The sequence below is a fragment of the Modestobacter muralis genome (genome assembly GCF_010682105.1).
GTDB lineage: Bacteria > Actinomycetota > Actinomycetes > Mycobacteriales > Geodermatophilaceae > Modestobacter > Modestobacter muralis.
In genome coordinates, this window is the sequence record NZ_JAAGWH010000033.1 from 34416 (window position 1) to 58581 (window position 24166).

Below are 24166 nucleotides of genomic sequence, written 5' to 3' on the forward strand. Positions count from 1 at the left end.
CCCCTACGGTGGGGCCGTGGCCGACCGCGCTGATCTCACCCCTCCGAACGACCCCCAGGACGACGCCGCCCGCAGTCAGCAGATCATCGACGTGCTGGTCGACGCCTTCTCCGACCTGATGGCCGCCGACGCGGACGCCTTCCGCACCAAGTTCCGCAAGATGGCTGCCGACCCGTTCGCCTTCTACCGCGGGTCGGCCTGCCTGTTCTACGCCGACATGGCGACGCTGGAGGACCGCTGGGGTGACGAGCGGACGTCGCGGGTGTGGATCCAGGGCGACCTGCACGCGGAGAACTTCGGCACCTACATGGACGGCGAGGGCCGCATCGTCTTCGACGTCAACGACTTCGACGAGGCCTACCTGGGCCACCTCAGCTGGGACCTGCGCCGGTTCGCCGCCAGCTTCGCCCTGCTGGCCTGGCGCAAGGCGCTGGGCGACGACGTCATCGGCGAGCTGCTCGGGGTCTTCCTCGGCTCCTACCTCGACCAGGTCGAGGCCTTCACGCGCTCCGACGAGGACCGCTCCTTCGCCCTGACCCGGGACAACACCCAGGGCGCGGTGCACGAGGTGGTCCTGGAGACGACGGCCCGTACGCGCATCGGGCTGCTCGACCGGCTCACCGTGGTCGAGCGCTACGAGCGGCGGTTCGCCGACCTGCCGCGCAACCGCCGCCTGGACGACGACGAGCGGGCCGAGGTGCTGGCCGCGCTGGACCGCTGGCAGGGCACGGTGCACCCGCCGCGGCGCCGGCACGACGTCGCCTACGGCGTGAAGGACGTCGTCGGCACCGGCGGCTTCGGCATCGGCAGCGCGGGGCTGCCGGCCTACACGGTGCTCATCGAGGGCTACGACCAGGCGCTGGAGAACGACGTCGTCCTGTCGCTGAAGCAGGGCAACGTCGCGGCACCCAGCCGGATCGTCGGGGACCCCGAGATCAGCGGGTACTTCGAGCACCACGGCCACCGGACGGCGGTGAGCCAGCGGGCGCTGCAGGCCAACGCCTCGCAGTTCCTGGGGCACACCGAGATCCGCGGGGTCGGCTTCGTGGTGCAGGAGCTCTCGCCCTACGAGAGCGACCTGGACTGGGAGGACCTGACCGAGCCCGACGAGATCGCCACCGTGATGGCCCAGCTGGGCCGTGCGACGGCGAAGCTGCACTGCGTGGGCGACGCCGACAGCGACCACACGCTGGTGCCGTTCCAGACCGAGGAGGCGCTCACCGAGCTCCTCGGCGGCCGCCGGGAGGAGTTCGTGGCCGACATGGTCGCCTTCGCGCACTCCTACGCGCGGCGGACCCAGGACGACCACCGGCTGTTCGTCGACGCCTTCCGGGCCGGCCGCATACCGGGGATCAGCTCCAGCGGGGCGCACCCGACGGCGTGACCCCGGTCAGCGGATCGGCAGCTCGATGACCATCCCGCGGTGCGGTCCGACCGGTCGCAGGTCGTACTCCTCGGTGACGCTGGTGAAGCCGATCCGCTCGTAGAAGCCGACGGCGGCACCGCGGGCGTCGCACCACACCAGCTGGGCACCGCGAGCCACGACCCGGGACAGGCCCTCGGCCACCAGCGCGCGGCCCACGCCGAGCCCGCGCACCCGTGGGTCGGTGGCCATCCCGCGCAGCTGCCACGAGCCCTCGCCCTCCCGCCACGGGCAGTCGCGCGGGTGGAAGCGGACGACGCCCACCACCTCACCGCTCTCCAGCCGGGCGGCGAGGTGGACCGTGTACGGGGCGTCGTCCTCGTCGATCTCGGCGGGCCGGCCCTGGCGCAGCTCCTGGACGCGCAGCGGGTAGGTGGTCGCCGCGTCGACCTGCTCGATCGTGATCGTCCCGGTGGGTGCCTCGGTGCTCACGCCGCCCATCTTCCCCGACGCGCTCCCACGGCTCTCGCCGGCTTTGATCAGGTCACCTGATCGAAGGCCGTCCTACCGCACCAGCGTTGGTGCAGTAGGACAGCCTCTGGTGCAGTAGGACGCCCGTGGACCTCGCTACGGGAGCCGCAGCTGTCTCAGCGGCCGCGGCGGCCCTTGCGGGCCTGCAGGTAGTCGGCCACCACGTACTCGCCGAGCCGGTCGCTGGAGGGCTGGAACACCCGGCCACCGGCCCGCGCGGTGATGTCGTGCACGAACTCGACCAGTCCGGGCTCGGGGTCCAGGGCGAAGACGTTCATGGTCGCGCCGGAGCGGGCCACCTTCTCCACCTCGGCGACGGTGCGGGCGATGGTCTCCGGCATCGGCGGCCAGCAGAAGAACGGCGTGCCGTCGTCCTCCAGGTGCGCGGTCGGCTCGCCGTCGGTGACCACTAGCACCACCGGCTCGGCGTCCCGGTGCTTCGCCAGGAACCGGCGGGCCAGCATCAGCCCGTGCTGCAGGTTGGTGCCCTGCAGGGTGTCGACGCTCAGCTCGGCCAGCTCCTCCGGGCGCAGCACCTGCGCGGTGGAGGAGAACCCGATGATCTCGATGGCGTCCTGCGGGAAGCGGGTGGTGACCAGCGAGTGCAGCGCCATCGCGGTGGACTTCGCGTCCCCCCAGGTGCCGCGCAGCGCCATCGAGTAGGAGAGGTCGACCAGCAGCGCGACCGCCGCTCCCGTGCGGCGCTCGGTCTCGACCACCTCGAAGTCCTCGACGGCGATCTGCACCCTCCGCTGGCCGTCCTCCCGCGGCGTGCCGGCGTTGCGCAGTACGGCGTTGCGGACCGTCCGGACGACGTCCAGCGGCTGCTCGTCGCCGAACCGCCACTCCCGCGACGCCCCGGTCAGCTCGCCGGTGGCGCCGGCGTCGGCGACGTCGTGCTCGCCGCGGCCGGTGGCCGCGAGCTTGGCGAACACCCGGCGCAGCGCGGTGGCACCCAGCCGGCGGACCGCCTTCGGGGACAGCTCGAGCTTGCCCTCGCTCCGGTTGAGGTAGCCCTGCCGCTCCAGCTCGCGCTCCAGCTGGCGCAGCGCGGCCAGGTCGTCGACGGCCGAGCGGCCCAGCGCCTGCTCCAGCAGCTCCTCGTCGACGTCGGCCAGCGAGGCGCCCGCGTAGCCCTGGGAGAGCTGCTGGCTGAGCGCCTCGAGGTCGGCGAGCTCGGCGACGGCGCTGGTCGCGTCGCCCATCCCGAGCCCCTGCTCGCCGTCGGGCACCGGGCCGCCCTGACCCCACGGCAGGTCGGGGCGGGCCTGCCGCAGCGCGTCGTTGAGGTGGGCCATCTCGCTCTGCAGGCCGAGGTCGCCCATGGCCTGGCCCATCAGGTCCTGCAGCTCCGCGCGCTGCTCGGCCGACAGACCGGCCATCATCCGTTGCTGCGCAGCCGCCCGGCGGGCCAGGGAGTCGATCAGCTCCTCGACCGACTCGGGCGCGTCGGGGAAGAACTCCCCGTGCTTGCCCATGAAGTCGGCGAACTGCTGGTCGGTGTCCTCGCCGCGGTTGTGCGCGTCCACCAGCGCCGACAGGTCCGCGACCATGTCCTTGACTGCCTGCATGCCGGCCCCGTCGCCGTCCTGCATCTGCTGCAGCGCCTGCTTCATGCCCTGGAACTGGCTGTCCAGGACCTCCTGCTGGAGCAGGTCCTTGATCTGCTGGTACGCCTGGGCGGCCTCCGGGGAGCGCCACTGCTTGTCCTTCAGCGCCCGCACGGCACCCGCGGTGTCCTGCGGCAGGGCGTCCAGCTCCTGCTCGGCCAGCCGGGCGGCGTCGTCCGGGTCCGGGAACAGCGCCGTCCGCTCGGCCTCGACCGCACGGTCCAGCAGCTCGCGGACCTCCTCCAGCGTGCCGTCCATCCGGCCGGCCTTGCGGGCCTGCTTGAGCCGGTCGCGGACGGTGCGCCGGAGCTGGTCGAGACCACGGCGACCGTCGACGCCGCGGCGCAGCAGGTCGCGCATCGCCTCGCGGACGCCGGCACCGGCGAGCACCTGGTCGCCGATCTCGTCGACCGCGGCGGCGACGTCGTAGGGCGGGGCCAGCGGATCGGGCCCGCCGGCCCACCTGCCGTACCGGTACCCCTTCGGCCTGCGCTGCCCGGGCACGTCAGGCCCCGTAGATCGTGCGGGAGCCGTCGGTGTCCTTGGCCAGCCGCCGGGTCAGCCACAGCCCCTCGAGCGCGAACTCGACGGCGGCCGCGGCCTGCTCGGCGGACTCCTCGCCCTCGGGCACCCCGAGCCGGCCCAGCAGCTGGGCCAGGTTGGGCACGGTGCCCAGCTGGCCGAGCAGCCGGGTCGCCGACACCAGGTCGCCGGACTCCACGGTGTCCCCGCCCGTGAAGTGCTCCTGCAGGCCGGTCAGGTCCAGTCCGCCGCAGCGCGCCCGGAAGGTCTGCGCGGTGGCCTGCCGGAGCAGGTGCTCCAGCACCTCCATGTCCCGGTCGTCGTCGTTGTCGGAGCCGGAGTCGGCGAACTCGACCTTGCCGCGGCTGGCCGGGACGATGCTCGGCAGGTCGACGACCCGGGCCACCGGCCGCGCCTCGCCGGCCACCGCGGCCCGTCGCACGGCGGAGGCCGCGACGGTCTCCAGACCGGCGATGGCGAACCGGGCGCTGACGCCGGACCGCTGGTCGACCTGGCTGGACTCGCGCACCAGGCGGGTGAACCGGGCGACGATCTCCACCAGGTGCTCGGGCACGATCGGGGAGTCCAGGTCCGAGCCGGCGCCCAGCCAGCTGGTCTGCGCCTCCTGCTTCAGCAGGCGGATCTCGTCGGCCAGTTCGATCGGGTAGTGGGTGCGCACCTCGGCGCCGAACCGGTCCTTGAGCGGGGTGATGATCCGCCCGCGGTTGGTGTAGTCCTCGGGGTTGGCGCTGGCCACCAGCAGCAGGTCCAGCGGCAGCCGCACCCGGTAGCCGCGGATCTGGATGTCGCGCTCCTCGAGCACGTTGAGCAGGGCCACCTGGATGCGCTCGGCCAGGTCGGGCAGCTCGTTGATGCTGAAGATGCCGCGGTTGGTGCGCGGCACGAGGCCGTAGTGGACCGTCTCCGGGTCGCCCAGGGTGCGGCCCTCGGCGACCTTGATCGGGTCGACGTCGCCGATGAGGTCACCGACGCTGGTGTCGGGGGTGGCCAGCTTCTCCCCGAACCGCTCGCTGCGGTGCTGCCAGCCGACCGGGGTCGCGTCGCCGTGCTCGGCGACCTGGCGGTGCCCCCAGACGCTGATCGGGGCCAGCGGGTGCTCGTTGAGCTCGCTGCCGACGAGCACCGGCGTCCACTCGTCGAGCAGGCCGACCAGGGTGCGGATGAGGCGGGTCTTGCCCTGGCCGCGCTCGCCGAGCAGCACCAGGTCGTGGCCGGCGATGAGGGCGCGCTCGACCTCGGGGACGACGGTGTCCTCGAACCCGACGATGCCGGGCAGGGTGGGCTCACCGGCGGCGAGCCGGGCGAGCAGGTTGGCGCGGAGCTCGGCCTTCACCGGCCGGGCGGTGACCCCGGTGGCGCGGAGCTCACCGAGGGTCGTGGGAGCGGGAGGAGTGGGGGACTGCGAGGTCTGCTGAGGTGCTGCGTCCGTCACCTCGACCACGGTACGACGGAGGAGTGACGGCCGGGTGTCCGTCGTCCCGGCGACCGCGCGTGCGGGAGGATCACCGGGTGGTCGTCCCCGGTGCAGTGCCCCTGGTCAGCGGTGCCGACGTGGAGGCGGCCGCCCTGCTGCTCGCCGGCATCGTCCGGCGCACCCCACTGGAGCACTCCCGTGCGCTGGCCGACCGGGTCGGCGGTCCGGTGTGGCTCAAGTGCGAGAACCTGCAGCGGGCCGGCTCCTTCAAGATCCGCGGTGCCTACACCCGGATCGCCCGGCTCACCGACGCTGAGCGCGCCCGCGGGGTCGTCGCCGCCAGCGCCGGCAACCACGCCCAGGGCGTCGCGCTCGCCGCGCGCGAGCTGGGTGCGGCGGCGACGGTCTTCATGCCCGAGAGCGCGCCGCTGCCCAAGGTGGCCGCCACCCGTGGGTACGGCGCGGAGGCCCGGCTCGGTGGGGCGACGCTGACCGAGGCGATGGTGTCGGCGGTCGAGTTCGCCGCCGCCACGGGCAAGGTCTTCATCCACCCCTTCGACCACCCCGACGTCATCGCCGGGCAGGGCACCGTGGGTCTGGAGGTCCTCGAGCAGTGCCCCGAGGTCGCCACGGTCGTCGTCTGCACCGGCGGCGGCGGTCTGGTGTCGGGGATGGCGGCCGCGATCAAGGCCCGGCGTCCCGACGTCCGGGTGGTCGCCGTGCAGGCCGCCGCTGCTGCCGCCTTCCCCGCGTCGCTGGCCGCCGGGCACCCCGTGCAGCTGGCCGCCATGACCACCATGGCCGACGGCATCGCCGTCGCCGCACCCGGCGACCTGACCCTGGCCCACGTCGCCGGCCTGGTCGACGACGTCGTGACCGTCACCGAGGGCGACCTGTCCCGGGCGCTGCTGTTCTGCCTCGAGCGGGCCAAGCTGGTCGTCGAGCCGGCCGGGGTCGCCGCGGTCGCGGCGGTGCTCGCCGACCCGGGTGCCTTCGCCCCGCCCGTGGTCGCGGTCGTCTCCGGCGGCAACATCGACCCGGTGCTGATGATGAAGGTCGTCCAGCACGGCATGACCGCGGCCGGCCGCTACCTGTCGCTGCGGGTGACGGTGCCCGACCGGCCCGGCTCGCTGGCCGGGTTGCTGCGCGAGCTGGCCGGGCTGCGGGCCAACGTCCTGTCCGTCGAGCACGAGCGGACGACGCCGGCGCTCGACCTCGGTGAGGTGCTGGTGGGCGTCCACGTGGAGACCCAGGGCCCCGACCACGCCCGCGACGTGCTTGCCGCCCTGTCCGCGGCCGGCTACCCGGTGAGCGTCGACTGACCCACCGATGAGTTCCCCCGGCGGCGCCGGTCCCCACCCCTGACCCGCCGCCGCACCTGGCGGCGGGTGGACCGTGCGTCGTTGGAGGAGTGCTCATGCAACGGACCCGCCGGGTCACCGGAAGACCCCGTGAGAAGTGTCGGCAGGGAGCCCTACCGTGCGCGGCATGAACAACGCCGTCGTCGTCGAGGGGCTGGTCAAGCGCTTCGGGGAGAACACCGCGCTCGGTGGGGTCGACCTCACCGTGTCCGAGGGCACCGTCCTCGGGCTGCTGGGTCCCAACGGGGCGGGCAAGACCACCGTCGTCCGGATCCTCAGCACCCTGCTGCGCCCCGACGCCGGCCGCGCCGAGGTCAACGGCCTCGACGTCGTCACCCAGGCCGGCCAGGTGCGCGCCACGATCGGGCTCACCGGTCAGTACGCCGCCGTCGACGAGTACCTGACCGGCCGGGAGAACCTGGAGATGGTCGGGCGGCTGTACCGGCTCAGCGCCAAGGAGTCCCGCACCCGGGCCGGGGAGCTGCTGGAGCGCTTCGACCTGGTCGACGCCGCCGGGCGTCCGGCCAAGACCTACTCCGGGGGCATGCGCCGCCGGCTCGACATCGCCGCCTCGCTGATCGCCCGGCCACGGGTGCTCTTCCTCGACGAGCCCACCACCGGGCTCGACCCGCGCAGCCGGCTGGGCATGTGGGAGTTCATCGCCGACCTGGTCCACGACGGGACGACGATCCTGCTCACCACCCAGTACCTGGAGGAGGCCGACCGCCTCGCCGACCGGATGGTGGTCATCGACAAGGGCCGCGTCATCGCCCGCGGCACCGCCGACGAGCTCAAGGCCCAGGTCGGCGGCGAGCGGCTCGAGCTCACCGTGCGCACCGCCGAGCAACTGGCGGCGGTCAGCGAGGCGCTGCGGCCGCTGGCGCACGGCGAGCTGCAGGCCGACCCGCAGACCCGCCGGCTGTCGGTGCCGGTCACCGGCGGTACCGACACCCTCGCCGAGGCCCTCCGCCGGCTGTCCGGCGTCCGGGCCGAGATCCTCGACATCGGACTCCGCCGCCCCGACCTCGACGACGTCTTCCTCACCCTCACCGGCCACAGCGCCGAGGACGCCCAGCCGGCCGCCGATCCCGCCGAGCACGACACCGTCAGCGCAGGAGCCCCCCGATGACCACCCTGGCCGAGACCGTCTCCGACAGCATCGTCATCACCCGGCGCAACCTGATCAAGGTCAAGCGGGTGCCCGACCTGATCGTCGCCGCGACCCTCTCGCCGATCATGTTCGTGGTGCTCTTCCGGTACGTCTTCGGTGGCGCGATCAACCTGCCCGACGGCATCACCTACGCCGAGTTCCTGCTGCCCGGGATCTTCGCCCAGACGGTCATCTTCGGGTCCACGATCACCGGCGCGAGCCTCGCCGACGACATGCAGAAGGGCCTCATCGACCGGTTCCGGTCGCTGCCCATGTCGCGCTCGGCGGTGCTGATCGGCCGCACGGTCGCCGACCTGGGGCTCAACGCCTTCTCCATCATGGTGATGGCGCTGACCGGGCTGGTCGTGGGCTGGCGGATCAACAGCTCGATCGCCGGGGCGATCGGCGGCTTCCTCATCCTGCTGGTCTTCGCCTACGCGATCTCCTGGCTCATGGCGCTGGTCGGGCTGCTGGTGCGCACCCCCGAGGTGGTCAACAACGCCAGCTTCATCGTGATCTTCCCGCTGACGTTCATCGCCAACACGTTCGTGCCGCTGGAGAGCTTCCCGACGGCGTTGCGGCGCTTCGCCGAGTGGAACCCGGTCTCCACGGTCACCCAGGCCTCCCGTGAGCTGTTCGGCAACATCCCGGCCAGCGCGCCGGAGCCCGCGGCCTGGTCGCTGCAGAACCCGGTGCTCTACACGCTGCTGTGGGCCGCCGCGATCCTCGCGGTGTTCATCCCGCTGTCGGTGCGGGCGTACCTGCGCAGCACGCGCTGACGAAGGGCCTCGCTGTCCCGGCCACGTCCCGGGGCTCGTCCCGAGCACGCGAGGGACGAGGAGGACGGGGTCCGTCCACTCGCGGCGGACCTCACAGCGAGCCCGACGGCGGGACTCGTGGCCGAGGCCGACGGCGGGGGCGTCGTGGCCGGCCGGTCGTCCAGGTGACGGCCGGCCGGGGTGCGGGGCGAAGATGGGGGCGATGAGCACCGCTGAACCGGCCGCCGCGCCGGCACCCGAGCCCCTGTCCCCGGCCAACCCGTTCGCGGCCCCCTCGACGCTGCCCTACGCGCTGCCGCCGTTCGCCGACATCACCCTCGAGCACTGCCGCGAGGCGCTGGTGGCCGGGATGGCGGCCCAGCGGGCCGAGGTCGCCGCGCTGCTCGCCGACCCGGCCGCTCCCAGCTTCGACAACACCGTGGTCGCCCTGGAGCGCTCCGGTGCGCTGCTGGGCCGGGCCGAGGCGGTCTTCTGGAACCTGTCGTCGTCGATGTCCAGCGACGAGCTGCGCGGGATCGAGCGCGAGGTGGCGCCGCTGTCGGCCGCGCACTCCGACGCGCTGCGGCTGGACCCGGCGCTGTTCGCCCGGATCGACGCCGTTCACGCCGGCCGGCACGAGGCCGGGCTGGACGAGGAGTCCCTGCGCCTGGTCGAGCGGTACCACCTGGACTTCGTGCTGGCCGGTGCCGGACTGGACGAGGCCGGGCGCGCGCAGCTCCGCGAGCTCAACCAGCGGCTGTCGGAGCTGTCCACCACCTTCGGGCAGAACCTGGTGGTGGCCACCGAGGCCGCCGCGGTGCTGGTCACCGACGCCGCCGAGCTCGACGGTCTGAGCCCGGCCGAGGTCGAGGCCGCCGCTGGGGCGGCCACCGAGCGCGGGCAGGAGGGCTTCCTGCTCACCCTGGTGCTGCCCTCCGGTCAGCCGGCGATGGCCAAGCTGCGCGACCGGGAGCTGCGGCACCGGCTGCACCAGGCCTCGCTCACCCGCGCGTCCTCCGGCGAGCACGACAACGGGCCGATCGCTGCGAAGATGGCCCACCTGCGCGCCGTCCGCGCCCGGCTGCTCGGGTTCGACACCCACGCCGACCTGATCGCCGCCGACCAGACCGCGCGCACCTCCGCCGCCGTCGACGAGCTGCTCGGTGCGCTGGTCGCGCCGGCGACGGCCAACGCGCACGCCGAGGCCGAGGTGCTCGCCGAGCTCGCCGCCGCCGACGGCGTCGAGCTGGCCGCCTGGGACTGGGCCTATTACTCCGAGCGGGTCCGCGCCGAGCGCTACGCCGTCGACAGCGGTGCCCTGCGGCCGTGGTTCGAGCTCGACCGGGTGCTCGTCGACGGCGTCTTCCGGGCCGCCGAGCTGCTCTACGGCTACACGTTCACCCCGCGCCCGGACCTGCAGGGCTACCACCCCGACGTCCGGGTCTGGGAGGTGTTCGGGCCCGACGGCGCTGCGGTCGGGCTCTACCTCGGCGACTTCTTCGCCCGCGACGGCAAGCGCGGCGGGGCCTGGATGAGCTCCTTCGTCGACCAGTCGGAGCTGCTGGGCAACCGCCCGGTCGTCTTCAACTGCCTCAACGTGACCCGGGCCGCGGCCGGGCAGCCCACGCTGCTGACGATGTCGGAGGTCACCACCCTGTTCCACGAGTTCGGCCACGCGCTGCACGGGCTGTTCTCCGCCGTCACCTACCCGCGGTTCTCGGGCACCAGCGTGCCGCGCGACTTCGTGGAGTACCCCAGCCAGGTCAACGAGATGTGGGCGCTGTGGCCGGAGGTGCTCGCGCACTACGCCCGGCACGTCGAGACCGGTGAGCCGCTGGCGCAGGACGCCGTCGACGCGATGGAGGCCGCCGCGCTGTGGGGCGAGGGCTTCGCCACCGTCGAGTACCTCGGCGCCACGCTGCTGGACCAGGCGTGGCACCGGCTCACCCCGGACGCCGAGGTCACCGACGCCCAGGCGTTCGAGGCCCGGGCGCTGGCCGACGCCGGCGTCGCCTTCGACCTGGTGCCCCCGCGCTACCGGTCGACGTACTTCCAGCACGTCTTCGCCGGCGGTTACTCAGCCGGCTACTACTCCTACATCTGGTCGGAGGTGCTGGACGCCGACACCGTGGAGTGGTTCAAGGAGAACGGCGGGCTGCGCCGGGAGAACGGCGACGTCTTCCGCGGCCGGCTGCTCTCCCGCGGCGGTTCGGTCGACCCGCTGGGTGCCTTCCGCGCGGTGCGCGGCCGGGACGCCGACACCGGCCCGCTGCTCCGCCGCCGGGGCCTCACCCCGGCCTGACCGCAAGCGGGCCCCGCGGACGACGTCCGAGGGGCCCGTCGTCGCGGCTGCCTGCGGTCTTCCTGTCGCTCCTGCGGTCGGGCAGGACCGCAGGAGTGGGGGCGGGCCGGGGGAGCGAGGATCAGTACACGTCGTCGACGTACTCCGGCGCCTCGCCGGCGGGGAAGTCCTCGTACCCCGGCGGTGGCTCCTCGCCGTCCGGGGCGCAGGCCAGTCCGGCGTCCGAGGGGTCCACGGTGCGCACCGGGTGCTCGCCGGAGCTGCAGACGCGCTCCCGGTAGGAGCACCCGCTCGTGCCCGCCGCCGCGAGCACCAGGAGCAGGACCAGCAGGGTCGTCAGGCGCCTGGACATGGCGCGCAGCCTACGAAGCCACCCCCGTGCCCGGTGACCTCAGAGCCAAGGGAGCCCGAGCACCAGGTCCAGGTCGTCGGGGGCGGCGCCGTCGCGCACCAACCGGTTGGGCTGGCGGTGGCCGCAGGCGGTGCAGCGGTGCACCACCTGCCAGCCCTTGCCCGACTTCTCCACCAGGCCGATCGGCTCCATCAGCTGCCGGCACTCGCTGGCCCGGTCGCCGGGCAGCTCGTCGACGTGCAGCGACCACAGGCACCACGGGCAGTGGTTGCGGTAGTGGCCGTCGGTGTTGGCCGGCACCAGGGTCGAGCAGTGCCCGCAGACGAAGTCGGTGTTCTCCGCCCGTCGCCCGCGGGCCCGCCCGCCGTCCACCGTGCTGGTCACGCGCTCGATCAGGGGACGAACGGCTCGACGGCCAGGACCTTGACCGAGATCGTCTTGCCGTTGGGGGCGGTGTAGGTGACCGTTGCGCCCGGCTCGGCCCCGATGATCGCCGCGCCCAGCGCCGACTCGGGGGAGTAGACGGTGAGGTCGGTCGTGCCGGCGATCTCGCGCGAGCCCAGCAGGAACTTCTCGGTGTCGTCCTCGTCGCCGTCGAAGGCGATGGTGATGACCGTGCCGAGGGCGGCGTTGGTGGCCTCGGTGGGCGCGGCGCCGACCTGGGCCTTGCGCAGCAGGTCGGTGAGCTGGCGGATGCGGCCCTCGGCCTTGCCCTGCTCCTCGCGCGCCGCGTGGTAACCGCCGTTCTCCTTGAGGTCGCCCTCCTCGCGGCGGTCGTTGATCTCCTTGGCCATGGCCGGGCGGTTGGCGATCAGCTGGTCGAGCTCGGCCCGCAGCCGGTCATGGGCCTCCTGGGTCAGCCAGACGCCCTGGTCACGCTGGTCGGTGGGGGATCCCACGGATGACTCCCGGTGCTCATGAGAGGACCCCGTGCGACGGGGGTCCTCTCTGGTCAATCCGGGCAACCTAACACCGGCAGGTGACCGGGTGCAGCCGTCCGGTGGACGCCGACGTGGTGCGGGGCACACCGGGAAGGCCAGGGTGCCCGGCCGGAGAGCCCGGGGGAGGGGGATGATGGGAGGCCAGCAGCACGGCATCGACGGGCACGGGCCCGACGGGCGCAGCGAGGAGAGAACGTGACCGAACCGGACCAGTTGCGCCTGCTCGCGGTGCACGCCCACCCCGACGACGAGTCGAGCAAGGGCGCCGCGACCATGGCCAAGTACGTCGCCGAGGGCGTCCGCGTCCTGGTGGCCACCTGCACCGGCGGTGAGCGCGGCTCGGTGCTCAACCCGGCGATGGACCGCCCCGAGGTCTGGGAGCGGATGGCCGAGATCCGCGCGGCGGAGATGGACCGTGCCCGCGAGATCCTCGGCGTGGAGCAGGAGTTCCTCGGCTTCGTCGACTCCGGCCTGCCCGAGGGCGACCCGCTGCCCCCGCTGCCGGAGGGCTGCTTCGCGCTGGTGCCCCTCGAGGAGGCCGCCGCGCCGCTGGTCGAGCTGATCCGCCGCTTTAAGCCGCAGGTGATGACCACCTACGACGAGCGCGGCGGCTACCCGCACCCCGACCACATCAAGACCCACGAGATCTCGATGTATGCCTTCGAGGCCGCCGCCGACCCCGACCGGTACCCCGACCTGGGCGAGCCCTGGCAGGTCAGCAAGGTCTACTACCAGATGGGCTTCACCCTCCCGCGCACGAAGGCGCTGCACGAGGCGGTACTGGCCAACGGCGGTGAGTCGCCCTACACGGAGTGGCTGGCCACCTGGGACCCGGCCAACGACATCTCCCACCGGGTGACCACGCGGGTGCCGTGCGCCGAGTACTTCCCGGTGCGTGACGCCGCGCTGATCGCCCACGCCACGCAGATCGACCCGACCGGACGCTGGTTCTCCGTGCCGCTGGACCTGCAGACGCAGACCTGGCCGACCGAGGACTACGAGCTGGTGCGCTCGGTGGTCGACGCCCCGACGCCCGAGGACGACCTGTTCGCCGGCGTCCGCACCTCCGAGCGCGTCTCGTGACCGGGGCGTGGACGGTCCTGGCCGCTGCCCAGCAGCAGGTGCCCGAGGACGTCGGCAAGGCCGGCCCGCTGGGGCTGCTGCTGATGGTCGTGCTGCTCATCGTCGTCCTGGGGCTGGGCCGGTCGATGGGCCGGCACATCAAGCGCGTGCCGGTGAGCTTCGACCCGGCCGACCAGCCGGTGGCGGTGCCCGACAGCCCCGCGGAGCTGATCGACGGCCCGCGGTCGCGGCCGGCCCCGCAGCCGGGGCAGGAGCTGCTGGACACCCTGCGTCGGGCGCCGCTGGCCATCGAGCCGCCGCGCCCCGAGGACGACGGCCGGCCGCAGCCCCGGGGCTGACGGCCGGCCGCTGCCCGCGGTCTACCAGCGGTGCGCCACGTCGATGACCAGTCGGTCACCGGCGGTGCCGGGGAGCACGAGGACCCGGAAGGGCAGCCTCGCGCGGGTCCCGACGGCGAGGGTTGTGTAGCCCTCGAAGCTCCCCGCCGACGCCACCTGGCGGAGCGTGCGGAAGCCGGTCACCGGCACCACGACACGCTCGTCGGGCACGTGCACGGTCGGCCTGCCGGCGGTGTCGTACGCCGGTGCGTGCACCACGACCTGCAGCGCGGCGCCGCCGAGGACGCGCACCGGCGCTCCTGAGCCGTCCCGGTGGACGACCGGGACGTACCGGACGTCGTACCCACCGAGTGGGCGGCCGCGGAGGTCGACCACCAACCGGTCGAAGCAGGCGTGCTGCCCGGCGCGGACACCGGTCACGGCGACGCTGGCCGACGTGCCGGCGTCGGTCTCGGGGCTGGAGCCCCAGGTGAGGCCGCAGTACGGGGCCGCGGCCGTGGCAGGGCCGACGAGGCCCAGCACGGACCCCGCGCTCACGGCGAGGACGAGCAGGAGACGGGACAGGGGACGGGGACGGTTCATGGCGGACCTCCTGATGTGATGTGCGCCACATCAAGCGTCCTGCGACACGCCAGTCGGCACCAGGTGCCCGGGGGTGTGATGACCGCTGAACCCGCGCGTGCTCGTTGGTCACATCTCGTCGTCGTTGTCCACCACCGCCGTCGACGGTGGTCGCCGCGGGCCGTGCCCGACCGGTGACCGGCGGGTCCGCTGAGAGCGCAACGACGGAGCGGTCGACGACCTGATTACATGATTACAGTCGGGTCGTCCGCATCTGTCAGGAGGAACCCGTGCACGCACACCACCGTTTCCCGCCCGAGGGCTTCCCCGGCCGTGGCCGGGCCCGTGGCCGCTCTGCCGACGCCCCACCGCCGGTCGAGCGCGCCGAGGTCGCCGGCTGGTTCGCCGGCCGGCTGCCCGACGGGTGGTTCACCGGCCCGGTCGAGCTGAGCATCGACCGCGACGAGATCACCGTCGTGGGCGCCGTCCCCGAGCCCGACGCCGGTGACGGCGACCCGACCGCGGCCCGCGCCGGCCGCATCGCCCGCTTCCGCGAGCAGACCCGCGGCCAGCGGATGGAGATCGCCGACGCCGCCCAGGCCCGTTACGGCCGGTCGGTCGCCTGGGGCGCCACCTGCGGCGACGTCCGCGAGGTGTTCACCACCCTGTCGGTGCCGGTGATGACCCGGCTGCGTCAGCCCGAGCGGATGGTCCTGGACACCCTGGTCGACGCCGGGGTCGCCCGGTCCCGGTCGGAGGCGCTGGTCTGGGCCGTCCGGCTGGTCGGTGAGCACAGCGACGACTGGCTCACCGAGCTGCGCGAGGCCATGGCCCACGTCGAGGAGGTCCGCGCCCGCGGTCCCCGCTGACGGTCCGCCGGGCCCGTCGCCGGACAGGGGACACTGGGCCGCGTGCCTGAGACCGCAGACCCGACCGACACCGACGTGCTCGTGGTCGGTGCCGGTCCGGCCGGCTCCGCGGCCGCGGCCTGGGCCGCCCGGGACGGGGCCGACGTCGTCCTGGCCGACGCCGCGGTGTTCCCCCGGGACAAGACCTGCGGCGACGGGTTGACCCCGCGGGCGATCGCCGAGCTGGACCTGCTGGGGCTCGGAGACTGGGTCCGCGGGCACGCCCGCAACCGCGGTCTGCGTGCCGCCGGGTTCGGCCAGGAGCTGCTGCTGCCCTGGCCCGGCGGCAGGCTGCCCGACCACGGCGGCGCGGTGCCCCGGACGGAGCTCGACGCCGGCATCCGGCAGGTCGCGCTGGACGCCGGCGCGACGCCGCTGGAGGGCGCCCGGGCCGTGGACGTCGAGCGCGACGGCGACCGGGTGTCCGCGGTGGTGTTCCGCCGTCCCGACGACTCGACGACGACGGTGCGCTGCCGGAAGCTGGTCGTGGCCGACGGCGTCCGCTCCCCGCTGGGCCGGGTGCTGGGCCGGGAGTGGCACCAGGACACCGCCTACGGCGTGGCCGCCCGCGGCTACGTGACGTCGGGCCGCAGTGACGACGAGTGGATCTCCTCCCACCTCGAGCTCCGCGGCGCCGAGGGTGAGCTGCTGTCCGGCTACGGCTGGGTCTTCCCGCTGGGCGCGGCGGCCGGCGAGGTGAACGTCGGGGTCGGCACGCTGGCCACCGAGAAGCGCCCGGCCGACGTGCGGCTGCGCAGCCTGCTGGAGCTCTACACCGACCAGCGGCGCGAGGAGTGGCAGATCGAGGGCGCCGTGCGGGCCCCGGCGTCCGCCCTGCTGCCCATGGGCGGGGCCGTGTCCGGGGTGGCCGGGCGCAACTGGGCGCTGGTCGGGGACGCCGCCGGCTGCGTCAACCCGCTCAACGGCGAGGGCATCGACTACGGCCTGGAGACCGGCCGCTCGGTGGTCGGGCTGTTCGGCGAGGACGACTGGTCGCAGGCCTGGCCGGCCACCCTGCGCCGGCACTACGGCGAGGCGTTCTCCATCGCCCGCCGGCTGGCCGGGCTGCTCACGGTCCCGCGGCTGCTCCCGGCGGCCGGCCCGGTGGGCATGCGGTCGAAGCTGCTGATGACCGTGGCGCTGCGGGTGATGGGCAACCTGGTCACCGAGTCCGACCGGGACGTCGTCGCCCGCGCCTGGCGGCTGGCCGGCCGCGCGTCCCTGCGCCTGGACCACCGCCCGCCCTTCACCTGAGGAAGGACCCCCGTGCCCCTGTGGCCCTCCTGCAGGGGCCCGCCGCGAGTCTGCGAGCGGTGGGGGGCAGGAGGGTCCTTCATCAGACGAAGGGCGAGTTGAAGATCGTGAAGTGGACGGCGATGTAGTGGCAGGCGGCGGCCACGATGGTCATCGCGTGGAAGACCTCGTGGTAGCCGAAGGTGCCCGGCCACGGGTTGGGCCGCTTCATCGCGTAGGCGACCGCGCCGATGCTGTAGAGCACGCCACCGACGGCCAGCAGCACCATCGCCGTCACGCCGACCTGCTGCACGATGTCGACCAGCACGAACAGCGCCGCCCAGCCCAGGCCGAGGTAGATCGGCACGCCGAGCCAGCGCGGGGCGTGCGGCCAGACCAGCTTGAGCGCGACGCCCAGGGCGGCGCCGGTCCAGACCCCGGCCAGCAGCCACCAGCCGGTCGGTTCGGGGACGGCCAGGAAGGCGAAGGGCGTGTACGTGCCGGCGATGAACACGAAGATCATCGAGTGGTCCGCGCGCTTCATCCACTTCCAGCCGCGCGGTGACCACCGCCGCCGGTGGTACAGCGCGCTGACGCCGAACAGCCCCAGGATGGTCAGGCAGTAGAGGGTCACCGGCCACCCGGCCCGCGCCCCCTGCGCGAACGCCAGCGGGATGAGCACCGCCCCGGCGACGATCGAGCCGAAGAAGGCGAACAGGTGCAGCCAGCCGCGCATCCGCGGCCGGGTGTCGGGGTGGTCGTAGTCGGCGTCGCCGTAGTCGGTGAGCAGGTGCTCGCCCTGGTGGGTGAGGGCCTCGACCTGCTCGCCCTCCTCCCGGACGACCGTCAGCGCCTGGCCGAGCGGGGCCTCGAGCTCGGCGCCGTCGGCGGTCACCCGGACGTCGTCCCCGCGGTGTGAGGAGGAGGTCATGCCCCGAGGTTAGGCAGCCCCCGGGTCGCCGTCATCCCGAGTGGACTGTGAGGTCGCCGGGAGCCGCGCCGGGCCGCCGCCAGCCGTCCGGGGGACGGGGACCTACTGTGGGGTCGTGGGGCTGCGCGCGAGGATCCGGGACGCGCTCACGGTCGTCTACGAGCACCGGCTGGCCCGTGGGCTGGTGGGTGCCGACACGCCGCGGCACGTGGGCGTGATCATCGACGGCAACCGCCGCTGGGCGAAGGCCATCGGCCTGGAGGACGTCAGCGAGGGCCACCGCCGCGGCGCGGACAAGATCGCCGACCTGCTCACCTGGTGCGACGAGGCCGCGGTCGAGGTGGTCACCCTCTTCCTGCTCTCCACCGACAACCTCACCCGGCCCGAGCCCGAGCTCACCCCGCTGCTGCGGATCATCGAGGGCGTCGCGCAGGACCTCGCCGGACCGGCGCGGCGCTGGCACCTGCGCGCGGTCGGCGCCCTGGAGCTGCTGCCGGACGAGACCGTCGCCGTCCTCACCCAGTCCGAGCACGACACCCGCGACCGGCCCGGCGCCACGGTGAACCTCGCGGTCGGCTACGGCGGGCGGCGGGAGATCGCCGACGCCGTCCGGTCGCTGCTGGCCGAGCACGCCGAGCGGGGAACGACGCTGCCGGAGCTGATCGAGGTGCTGGACGCCGACCACATCGCCGAGCACCTGTACACGCGTGGTCAGCCCGATCCCGACCTGGTGATCCGCACCAGCGGCGAGCAGCGGCTGTCGGGCTTCCTGACCTGGCAGACCGCGCACTCGGAGTTCTACTTCACCGACGTCTACTGGCCGGAGTTCCGCCGGGTCGACTTCCTGCGCGCGCTGCGGGCCTACGCCGCCCGGCACCGCCGCTTCGGCAGCTGAGGCCCCGGGCCTTGTCCGGCGCAACCGGCTGGGAGACTGCAGACATGGCAGCCGGTGCGGTCGACGTCCCCCTGGAGTACGTGCGGCTGGGGCTGCGCTTCGACCGGCTGGAGCCCGGGTTCGTCGATGCCTACACCGGCGACCCGCGGGTGCGGGCCCAGGTCGCCGACGAGCCGGCGCCCACCGCGCCGCAGCTGCGCGACCAGGCCCGCGGGCTGCTGGCGGAGCTCGACTCCGCGGCCCTGCCGGCCGGGCGCACGGCGTTCCTGCGCGGGCAGCTGACCGGCCTGGAGTGCTCGGCCCGCAAGCTGGGTGGGGAGCCGGTGGGCTTCATCGACGAGGTCGCGGCCTACTTCCAGGTGCAGGTCGGCCTGGGCGACCCGGCCGAGTACGCCGCCGCGCACGCCGAGCTCGAGCAGCTGCTGCCCGGCAGCGGCAACCTGGCCGAGCGGTACGCGGTGCACCGCCGGCGCGAGGAGTGCCCGCCGGCCAAGCTGGAGACCGCGGTGCACGCGCTGTCCTCGGCGCTGCGCGACCGGGTCCGGGCGCAGTACGGGCTGCCCGAGGCCGAGACGGTGACCTACGAGGTGGTCACCGACAAGCCGTGGTCGGGCTTCAACTACTACGAGGGCGACTTCCACTCGCGGGTGGCGATCAACGCCGACCTGCCGCACCGGCTGAGCCAGCTGCCGCACCTGGTGGCGCACGAGGCCTACCCCGGCCACCACACCGAGCACTGCCGCAAGGAGGTCGGCCTGGTCGAGCGTCAGCACCACGTCGAGCACACCGTCTTCCTGGTCAACACCCCCGAGTGCCTGATGGCCGAGGGGCTGGCCGACCTCGGCGTCGAGGCCGCGATCGGCGAGGGCTGGGGCCCGTGGGCCGCCGAGGTGCTCGGCGACCTCGGGCTGCGCTTCGACGGGCACCTGGCCGAGCGGGTCGCCGCCGCCGCGGCCCCGCTGAACCGGGTCCGCCAGGACGCCGCGATCCTGCTGCACGACCGGCGCGCCGACCCCGACGTGGTCACCGCCCACCTGCAGCGCTGGGGCCTGGTCAGCCACGACCGGGCGGTGCAGCAGTTGCGCTTCCTCACCGACCCGCTGTGGCGGGCCTACATCTCCACCTACGTCGAGGGCTACGACCTGCTCGCCGCGTGGCTGGCCGCCCGGCCGGCCGGGCAGCCGGTGGCCGACCGCTTCCTGCGCCTGCTCGACGAGCCGCTGACCCCGGCCGGGGTCAGCGCCGAGCTCGCGGCCGCGTGACGCGCCGGACGGCGGGGGAGCGGCGCACGCTGGGCCTGTGGACGGCGGGCTGGCTGCTGCTCTTCCTGGTCCTCGGGCTGCTGTGGGTCGGGGACCTGCCCCTGATGTGGCCGGTGCTGCTCGTGCCGGTGGTCTGGGCGGCGGTCGCGCTCCGGCCCCGCCGGGACGGCTGAACACGGTCGACTTCCGTCGGTGCCCGGGTGGACACTGCGCGGCGTGATCCACGCCCGCGGCCTGGCCCGCACCTTCCGCAAGAAGAAGCAGGAGGTGCACGCCGTCGCCGGGGTGGACCTCGACGTCGAGGCCGGGGAGATCGTGGGGTTCCTCGGCCCCAACGGCGCCGGCAAGACCACCACCCTGCGCATGCTCACCACGCTGCTCGTGCCCACCTCGGGCACCGCGACGGTGGCCGGCTGTGACCTGATCAGCGACCCGGTCGGGGTGCGCCGCCGGATCGGCTACGTCTCCCAGAACGGGTCGACCGCCCCCGAGGCGCGGGCCGGGGAGGAGGTCGTCGACCACGCCCGGCTCTACGGCATCAGCACCGCCCAGGCGACCACGCGGGGCAAGCAGCTGTTCCGCGACCTGGACCTCGACGGTCTGTGGGAGCGCCAGCCCAAGACCATGTCCGGCGGGCAGCGGCGTCGGCTGGACATCGCGCTGGGGCTGGTGCACGTGCCCGGCCTGGTCTTCCTCGACGAGCCCACGACCGGGCTGGACCCGCAGGCCCGGGCGAACCTGTGGCAGCACATCCGCGGCCTGCGCGAGGAGCGCGGGACGACGGTCTTCCTCACCACGCACTACCTCGACGAGGCCGACGCGCTCTGCGACCGGATCCTGGTCATCGACGCGGGCTCCATCGTCGCCAGCGGGACGCCGGACGAGCTGAAGTCCGACGTCGGCGGAGACGTGCTGACCGTGACCGTCGAGCGCGCCGAGCAGGCGGGCCAGGTGGCGGCGCTGATGGCCGCCCTGCCCGGGGCCGAGGCGCCGCAGGTCACCGACACCCGGGTGGTCGGCCGGGCGCCACACGGCGGCGCCGCGCTGGTCGCCCTGGTGCGCGAGCTGGACGCCGCCGGGGTCGCGGTGGCCGGCATCGAGAGCCGGCGGCCCAGCCTGGACGACGTGTTCCTCGGCCTCACCGGCCGGTCCCTGCGCGAGGAGTCCGCGCCCGCCCGCCGCGCCGAGCAGCTGGAGACCGCGCGATGACCACCACCACGAGCGAGCTCGCGACCAGCAACCTGGCCCGGGACACGTACACGGTCTTCGCCCGGGCCATGCGGATGTCGCTGCGCAACCCGGCCTGGCTGGTGATCAGCCTGATGCAGCCCGTCCTGTACATCCTGCTGTTCGGCCCGTTGCTCGAGCCGCTGTCCGGGCAGCTGGGGGCGGCCAACGCCTACCAGGTGTTCGTCCCCGGGATCCTCGTGCAGCTGGGCATCTTCGGTGCGCTGTTCGTCGGGTTCGGGCTGATCGCCGAGTACCGGGCCGGGGTCATCGAGAGCCAGCGGGTCACCCCGGCCAGCCGCACCGCGCTGTTGCTGGGCCGGGTGCTGCGCGACGTCGTCGTCCTGCTGGTCCAGGGCACGCTGCTGGTGCTGGTCGCGATCCCGCTCGGGCTGCGGGCCCCGCTGCTCGGCGTCGTCGCCACGCTGGTGGTCATCGGCCTGCTGGGTGCGGCGTTCGCGTCGGTGTCCTACGCACTCGCCCTGACGCTGAAGAGCGAGGACGCCTTCGCCCCGCTGCTCAACGCCGTCGTCCTGCCGGTGCTGCTGCTGTCGGGGATCCTGCTGCCGATGACGCTGGCCCCGGGCTGGCTGCAGGCGGTCAGCGACGTCAACCCGCTCAAGCACGTCGTGGAGGGCACCCGCTCGCTGTTCGACGGCGACTACTCCAGCGGCACCGTGTGGTGGGGCCTCGGGCTGACCGTCGCGATGGGCGTGGCCGGGTGGTGGTTCGGCGTCCGACGTTTCCGGCAGGAGTCCAGCTGACGAACTCACTCGCTCCTGTCACACGATCGCGTGTCAGGGGGGTGTTCCTGTCGGTGGGAACGCCTAGCGTCCGGGGTGGAGGACGAGCTCACCTCGTCGTCCACGGGAGGCCCGGTTGGTGCGACGGAGTTCGTCTACCAGAGGGGCCGCGTCCTGGCCCCAGCGCCGGGGCCCGGCCGCCTTCGAGCCGGGGCGCGCTGTGCGCCCCACGGGAGCCGATTCGTGACCACGCGCCGCACGTTCGTCCTCGACACCTCCGTCCTGCTCTCCGACCCGGGCGCGCTGCTGCGCTTCGAGGGGCACGACGTGGTGCTGCCCCTGGTGGTCATCAGCGAACTCGAGGCCAAGCGCGACCACCCCGAACTCGGGTGGTTCGCCCGGCAGACGCTGCGCGCGCTCGACGACCTGAGGGTCCTGCACGGCCGGCTGGACGCCCCCGTCCCGGTCGGTGACGCCGGCAGCACGCTGCACGTCGAGCTCAACCACAGCGACTCCTCGGTGCTGCCCGCCGGCTTCCGCAACGACAGCAACGACAGCCGGATCATGGTCGTGGCGCTCAACCTCCGCGCGGACGGCAAGGACGTCTGCCTGGTGACCAAGGACGTGCCGCTGCGGGTCAAGGCCGCCGCCCTGGGCTTGCAGACCGACGAGTACCGGGCGCTGGGCGCCGTCGACGCCGGCTGGACCGGGATGACCGAGCTGGGGTTGGAGGAGGAGGAGATCCAGGCCCTCTACGAGCACGGGACGGCGCACGTCCCGGCCGCCGCCGAGCTGCCCACCCACACCGGGCTGGTGCTGATGAGCGGGCGGGGCTCGGCGCTCGGGCGGGTGGCCCCGGACAAGTCGGTGCGGCTGGTCCGCGGCGACCGCGACGCCTTCGGGCTGCACGGCCGCTCGGCCGAGCAGCGGATCGCCCTGGACCTGCTGATGGACCCCGAGATCGGCATCGTGTCGATGGGCGGTCGCGCCGGCACCGGCAAGTCCGCGCTCGCGCTGTGCGCCGGCCTGGAGTCGGTGATGGAGCGCCGGGCGCACAAGAAGGTCGTCATCTTCCGGCCGCTGTACGCCGTCGGTGGCCAGGAACTCGGGTACCTGCCGGGCGGCGGGGACGAGAAGATGGCGCCCTGGGCGCAGGCGGTCTTCGACACCCTCGGCGCGCTGGTCTCCGCCGCCGTGCTGGACGAGATCGTCGCCCGCGGGCTGATCGAGGTGCTGCCGCTGACCCACATCCGCGGCCGGTCGCTGCACGACTCGTTCGTCATCGTCGACGAGGCGCAGTCGCTGGAGCGCGGGGTGCTGCTGACCGTGCTGTCGCGGCTGGGCACCAACTCCCGCGTCGTCCTGACCCACGACGTCGCCCAGCGGGACAACCTCCGCGTCGGCCGCCACGACGGCGTCACCGCGGTGATCGAGGCCCTGAAGGGACATCCCCTCTTCGCCCACATCACCCTGACCCGCTCCGAGCGCTCCCCGATCGCCGCCCTGGTCACCGAGATGCTGGAGGACCTCCCGCTCTGACCCACGTTGCCCGCACTCCGGTCGCTGTGCACGTGGTGCAGCACGTGCACAGCGACTGAAGACCGTGCAGTGCGGTCAGCGAGAGCGGCCGAGAGCGCGGGTCCACCGGGCGATCAAGGTGCTCGGTGCGGCCAGTTCCGCCCAGACCCAGCGGACCACGCCACAGCCCTCGTCCCGCAGGGCGTCCTCCCGTCGTTTCTCCTCGAACACGGCATCCCCGGGGTGCTGGCCGGGCGCAGCAGCCGGCCGTACTTGACTCTCCCGTCGAACTCCCCGAGGAGTCCGTGCTCGCGCCAGCCGAAGTCGCACCGGCCGACCAGCGTCCCGTCGGACCGGCGGACCTCGACCTGCAGGTCCGGGAGCGGCAGGCCGGCGTCCAGCATGAGCGCACGGCTACGGCTCTCACCCACGCTCTCGCTCCGCCGGTCAGCGGCCAGGACGACGCGGCGCGCCGACCGGCTGCCCCTGGTGCCGGCCGCGGCATCGAGTGCGGTGCGCAGCTCCTCGGGCGACGTCAGGTCGGCTGCCAGGGCAGCGTCCGCGACGGCCAGGGCGGCCGGGAAGGGAACGGCTCGGGCGATGTCCAGCACCGTCCGGGCGACGCTGGTGACCGCGGTCCCGTCGACCAGGACGACGTCGTGGGGTGCCAGACGAGCGACGTGTGACCGGAGCCTGCCCTCATCGCCACTGCGGGCCGGTGGCTGGCGGGTCACGTGCACCTGGCGGAGGGGCAGCCCCCAGAGCGGCAGGCCGTGCAGGACCGCGGCCGACGCGTGGCTGACCACGCCCGGGACCCGGAGCCCGGCGAGGGTCGCCCGGACCATCAGCTGGTGCCGCTGCCTGGGGTCCGGCTGAGCTGACCCGACCAGGTAGGCGCCGCGTTGCAGTACCGACCAGTCGCCCCGCCGTCGTCGCCGGCGGATCTCGTCGTCGACCAGACCGGCGTCGAGGGCCTGCCGGCGCAGGACGAGGAACGGGGGCTCGGCGGAGGGGCTCACCACCGCAGCCTCGCCGGACAGCCGGCGTAGCAGGCCCGCGGACGACGGTCTGTGGACGGCAGGTCGAGCTGTGGTCGGCGCATTGCTCGCCGTTCGTGTGCACTGCACGTGCTGCAGCGCGGG

The 24166-nt window shown here is 73.7% G+C and carries 24 protein-coding genes; 15 read left to right on the forward strand and 9 right to left on the reverse strand.

What is annotated here, in order from left to right:
- Window positions 1–16 precede the first annotated feature (16 nt).
- A complete protein-coding gene (locus GCU67_RS11900; RefSeq protein WP_338104956.1) occupies window positions 17–1384 on the forward strand; it encodes a DUF2252 domain-containing protein in 1368 nt (455 codons plus the stop codon).
- Between the two features lie 6 nt (window positions 1385–1390).
- Here GCU67_RS11900 and GCU67_RS11905 read toward each other — a convergent pair whose 3' ends face one another.
- The 3 genes from GCU67_RS11905 to GCU67_RS22825 all read right to left on the reverse strand — a co-directional run bounded on the left by GCU67_RS11905 (window position 1391) and on the right by GCU67_RS22825 (window position 5479).
- On the reverse strand, window positions 1391–1855 hold the full coding sequence (locus tag GCU67_RS11905; RefSeq protein WP_163611433.1) for a GNAT family N-acetyltransferase: 465 nt from the start codon (window positions 1853–1855) through the stop codon (window positions 1391–1393).
- A 155-nt stretch (window positions 1856–2010) separates the two neighbouring features.
- Complete coding sequence (locus tag GCU67_RS11910) at window positions 2011–4008, reverse strand: VWA domain-containing protein (protein ID WP_163611434.1); 1998 nt, start codon at window positions 4006–4008, stop codon at window positions 2011–2013.
- A 1-nt stretch (window position 4009) separates the two neighbouring features.
- Window positions 4010–5479, reverse strand: a complete 1470-nt coding sequence (locus tag GCU67_RS22825) for a sigma 54-interacting transcriptional regulator (protein ID WP_338104957.1) — start codon at window positions 5477–5479, stop codon at window positions 4010–4012.
- A 77-nt stretch (window positions 5480–5556) separates the two neighbouring features.
- On the opposite strand from GCU67_RS22825, the gene ilvA reads away from it, so the two are divergent.
- The 4 genes from ilvA (at window position 5557) to GCU67_RS11935 (ending at window position 11032) form a co-directional block, all read left to right on the forward strand.
- Window positions 5557–6783 carry a threonine ammonia-lyase gene (ilvA, locus tag GCU67_RS11920; protein WP_338104958.1) on the forward strand — a complete coding sequence of 409 codons (1227 nt, stop codon included), beginning with the start codon at window positions 5557–5559 and terminating at the stop codon, window positions 6781–6783.
- A 166-nt stretch (window positions 6784–6949) separates the two neighbouring features.
- Window positions 6950–7951: an ATP-binding cassette domain-containing protein gene (locus tag GCU67_RS11925; RefSeq protein ID WP_163611436.1), complete on the forward strand. Its 1002-nt coding sequence runs from the start codon at window positions 6950–6952 to the stop codon at window positions 7949–7951.
- A complete protein-coding gene (locus GCU67_RS11930) occupies window positions 7948–8751 on the forward strand; it encodes an ABC transporter permease (RefSeq protein ID WP_163611437.1) in 804 nt (267 codons plus the stop codon). The genes GCU67_RS11925 and GCU67_RS11930 overlap by 4 nt, the downstream gene beginning before the upstream one ends.
- 202 nt (window positions 8752–8953) lie before the next feature.
- A complete protein-coding gene (locus GCU67_RS11935; RefSeq protein WP_163611438.1) occupies window positions 8954–11032 on the forward strand; it encodes a M3 family metallopeptidase in 2079 nt (692 codons plus the stop codon).
- A 121-nt stretch (window positions 11033–11153) separates the two neighbouring features.
- Here GCU67_RS11935 and GCU67_RS11940 read toward each other — a convergent pair whose 3' ends face one another.
- Genes GCU67_RS11940 through greA form a run of 3 tightly spaced genes read right to left on the reverse strand, consistent with a single transcriptional unit; the run spans window position 11154 to window position 12283 of the window.
- Window positions 11154–11384, reverse strand: a complete 231-nt coding sequence (locus tag GCU67_RS11940; protein ID WP_163611439.1) for a hypothetical protein — start codon at window positions 11382–11384, stop codon at window positions 11154–11156.
- 39 nt (window positions 11385–11423) lie between these two features.
- The gene (locus GCU67_RS11945) at window positions 11424–11768 is read right to left on the reverse strand and encodes an RNHCP domain-containing protein (RefSeq protein ID WP_163611440.1); all 345 of its coding nucleotides are present in this window, start codon (window positions 11766–11768) and stop codon (window positions 11424–11426) included.
- 8 nt (window positions 11769–11776) lie between these two features.
- Window positions 11777–12283 (reverse strand): transcription elongation factor GreA, encoded by a 507-nt coding sequence (gene greA, locus GCU67_RS11950; RefSeq protein ID WP_163611441.1) that lies wholly within the window; start codon window positions 12281–12283, stop codon window positions 11777–11779.
- A gap of 237 nt (window positions 12284–12520) precedes the next feature.
- On the opposite strand from greA, the gene mca reads away from it, so the two are divergent.
- Together mca and GCU67_RS11960 are read left to right on the forward strand one after the other, a co-directional pair.
- Entirely contained in the window at window positions 12521–13408 is an 888-nt protein-coding gene (mca, locus tag GCU67_RS11955; protein ID WP_163611442.1) for a mycothiol conjugate amidase Mca, read from the forward strand.
- Entirely contained in the window at window positions 13405–13746 is a 342-nt protein-coding gene (locus GCU67_RS11960) for a hypothetical protein (protein ID WP_163611443.1), read from the forward strand. The genes mca and GCU67_RS11960 overlap by 4 nt, the downstream gene beginning before the upstream one ends.
- Window positions 13747–13767: 21 nt before the next feature.
- On the opposite strand, the gene GCU67_RS11965 is transcribed toward GCU67_RS11960, so the two are convergent.
- On the reverse strand, window positions 13768–14328 hold the full coding sequence (locus GCU67_RS11965; protein ID WP_163611444.1) for an AMIN-like domain-containing (lipo)protein: 561 nt from the start codon (window positions 14326–14328) through the stop codon (window positions 13768–13770).
- A 269-nt stretch (window positions 14329–14597) separates the two neighbouring features.
- On the opposite strand from GCU67_RS11965, the gene GCU67_RS11970 reads away from it, so the two are divergent.
- On the forward strand, window positions 14598–15176 hold the full coding sequence (locus tag GCU67_RS11970; RefSeq protein WP_163611445.1) for a hypothetical protein: 579 nt from the start codon (window positions 14598–14600) through the stop codon (window positions 15174–15176).
- A 42-nt stretch (window positions 15177–15218) separates the two neighbouring features.
- Window positions 15219–16469: a geranylgeranyl reductase family protein gene (locus GCU67_RS11975; protein ID WP_163611446.1), complete on the forward strand. Its 1251-nt coding sequence runs from the start codon at window positions 15219–15221 to the stop codon at window positions 16467–16469.
- Between the two features lie 82 nt (window positions 16470–16551).
- Here GCU67_RS11975 and trhA read toward each other — a convergent pair whose 3' ends face one another.
- Window positions 16552–17379, reverse strand: a complete 828-nt coding sequence (trhA, locus tag GCU67_RS11980) for a PAQR family membrane homeostasis protein TrhA (protein WP_163611447.1) — start codon at window positions 17377–17379, stop codon at window positions 16552–16554.
- A gap of 115 nt (window positions 17380–17494) precedes the next feature.
- Between trhA and GCU67_RS11985 the strand changes: the two genes are divergently transcribed.
- The 6 genes from GCU67_RS11985 to GCU67_RS12005 all read left to right on the forward strand — a co-directional run bounded on the left by GCU67_RS11985 (window position 17495) and on the right by GCU67_RS12005 (window position 23045).
- Entirely contained in the window at window positions 17495–18274 is a 780-nt protein-coding gene (locus GCU67_RS11985; protein WP_163611448.1) for an isoprenyl transferase, read from the forward strand.
- A gap of 44 nt (window positions 18275–18318) precedes the next feature.
- Window positions 18319–19536 (forward strand): DUF885 domain-containing protein, encoded by a 1218-nt coding sequence (locus GCU67_RS11990; RefSeq protein ID WP_163611449.1) that lies wholly within the window; start codon window positions 18319–18321, stop codon window positions 19534–19536.
- Window positions 19533–19709, forward strand: a complete 177-nt coding sequence (locus GCU67_RS21155) for a hypothetical protein (RefSeq protein WP_170311047.1) — start codon at window positions 19533–19535, stop codon at window positions 19707–19709. The genes GCU67_RS11990 and GCU67_RS21155 overlap by 4 nt, the downstream gene beginning before the upstream one ends.
- Before the next feature lie 43 nt (window positions 19710–19752).
- Window positions 19753–20745, forward strand: a complete 993-nt coding sequence (locus GCU67_RS11995; protein WP_163611450.1) for an ATP-binding cassette domain-containing protein — start codon at window positions 19753–19755, stop codon at window positions 20743–20745.
- On the forward strand, window positions 20742–21527 hold the full coding sequence (locus GCU67_RS12000; protein ID WP_163611451.1) for an ABC transporter permease: 786 nt from the start codon (window positions 20742–20744) through the stop codon (window positions 21525–21527). Before GCU67_RS11995 ends, GCU67_RS12000 begins: the two co-directional genes overlap by 4 nt.
- A 222-nt stretch (window positions 21528–21749) precedes the next feature.
- Window positions 21750–23045, forward strand: coding sequence for a PhoH family protein (locus tag GCU67_RS12005; protein WP_163611452.1), 1296 nt, complete (start codon window positions 21750–21752; stop codon window positions 23043–23045).
- A 113-nt stretch (window positions 23046–23158) separates the two neighbouring features.
- Here GCU67_RS12005 and GCU67_RS12010 read toward each other — a convergent pair whose 3' ends face one another.
- On the reverse strand, window positions 23159–24043 hold the full coding sequence (locus GCU67_RS12010; protein WP_163611453.1) for a hypothetical protein: 885 nt from the start codon (window positions 24041–24043) through the stop codon (window positions 23159–23161).
- Between the last annotated feature and the right edge of the window lie 123 nt (window positions 24044–24166).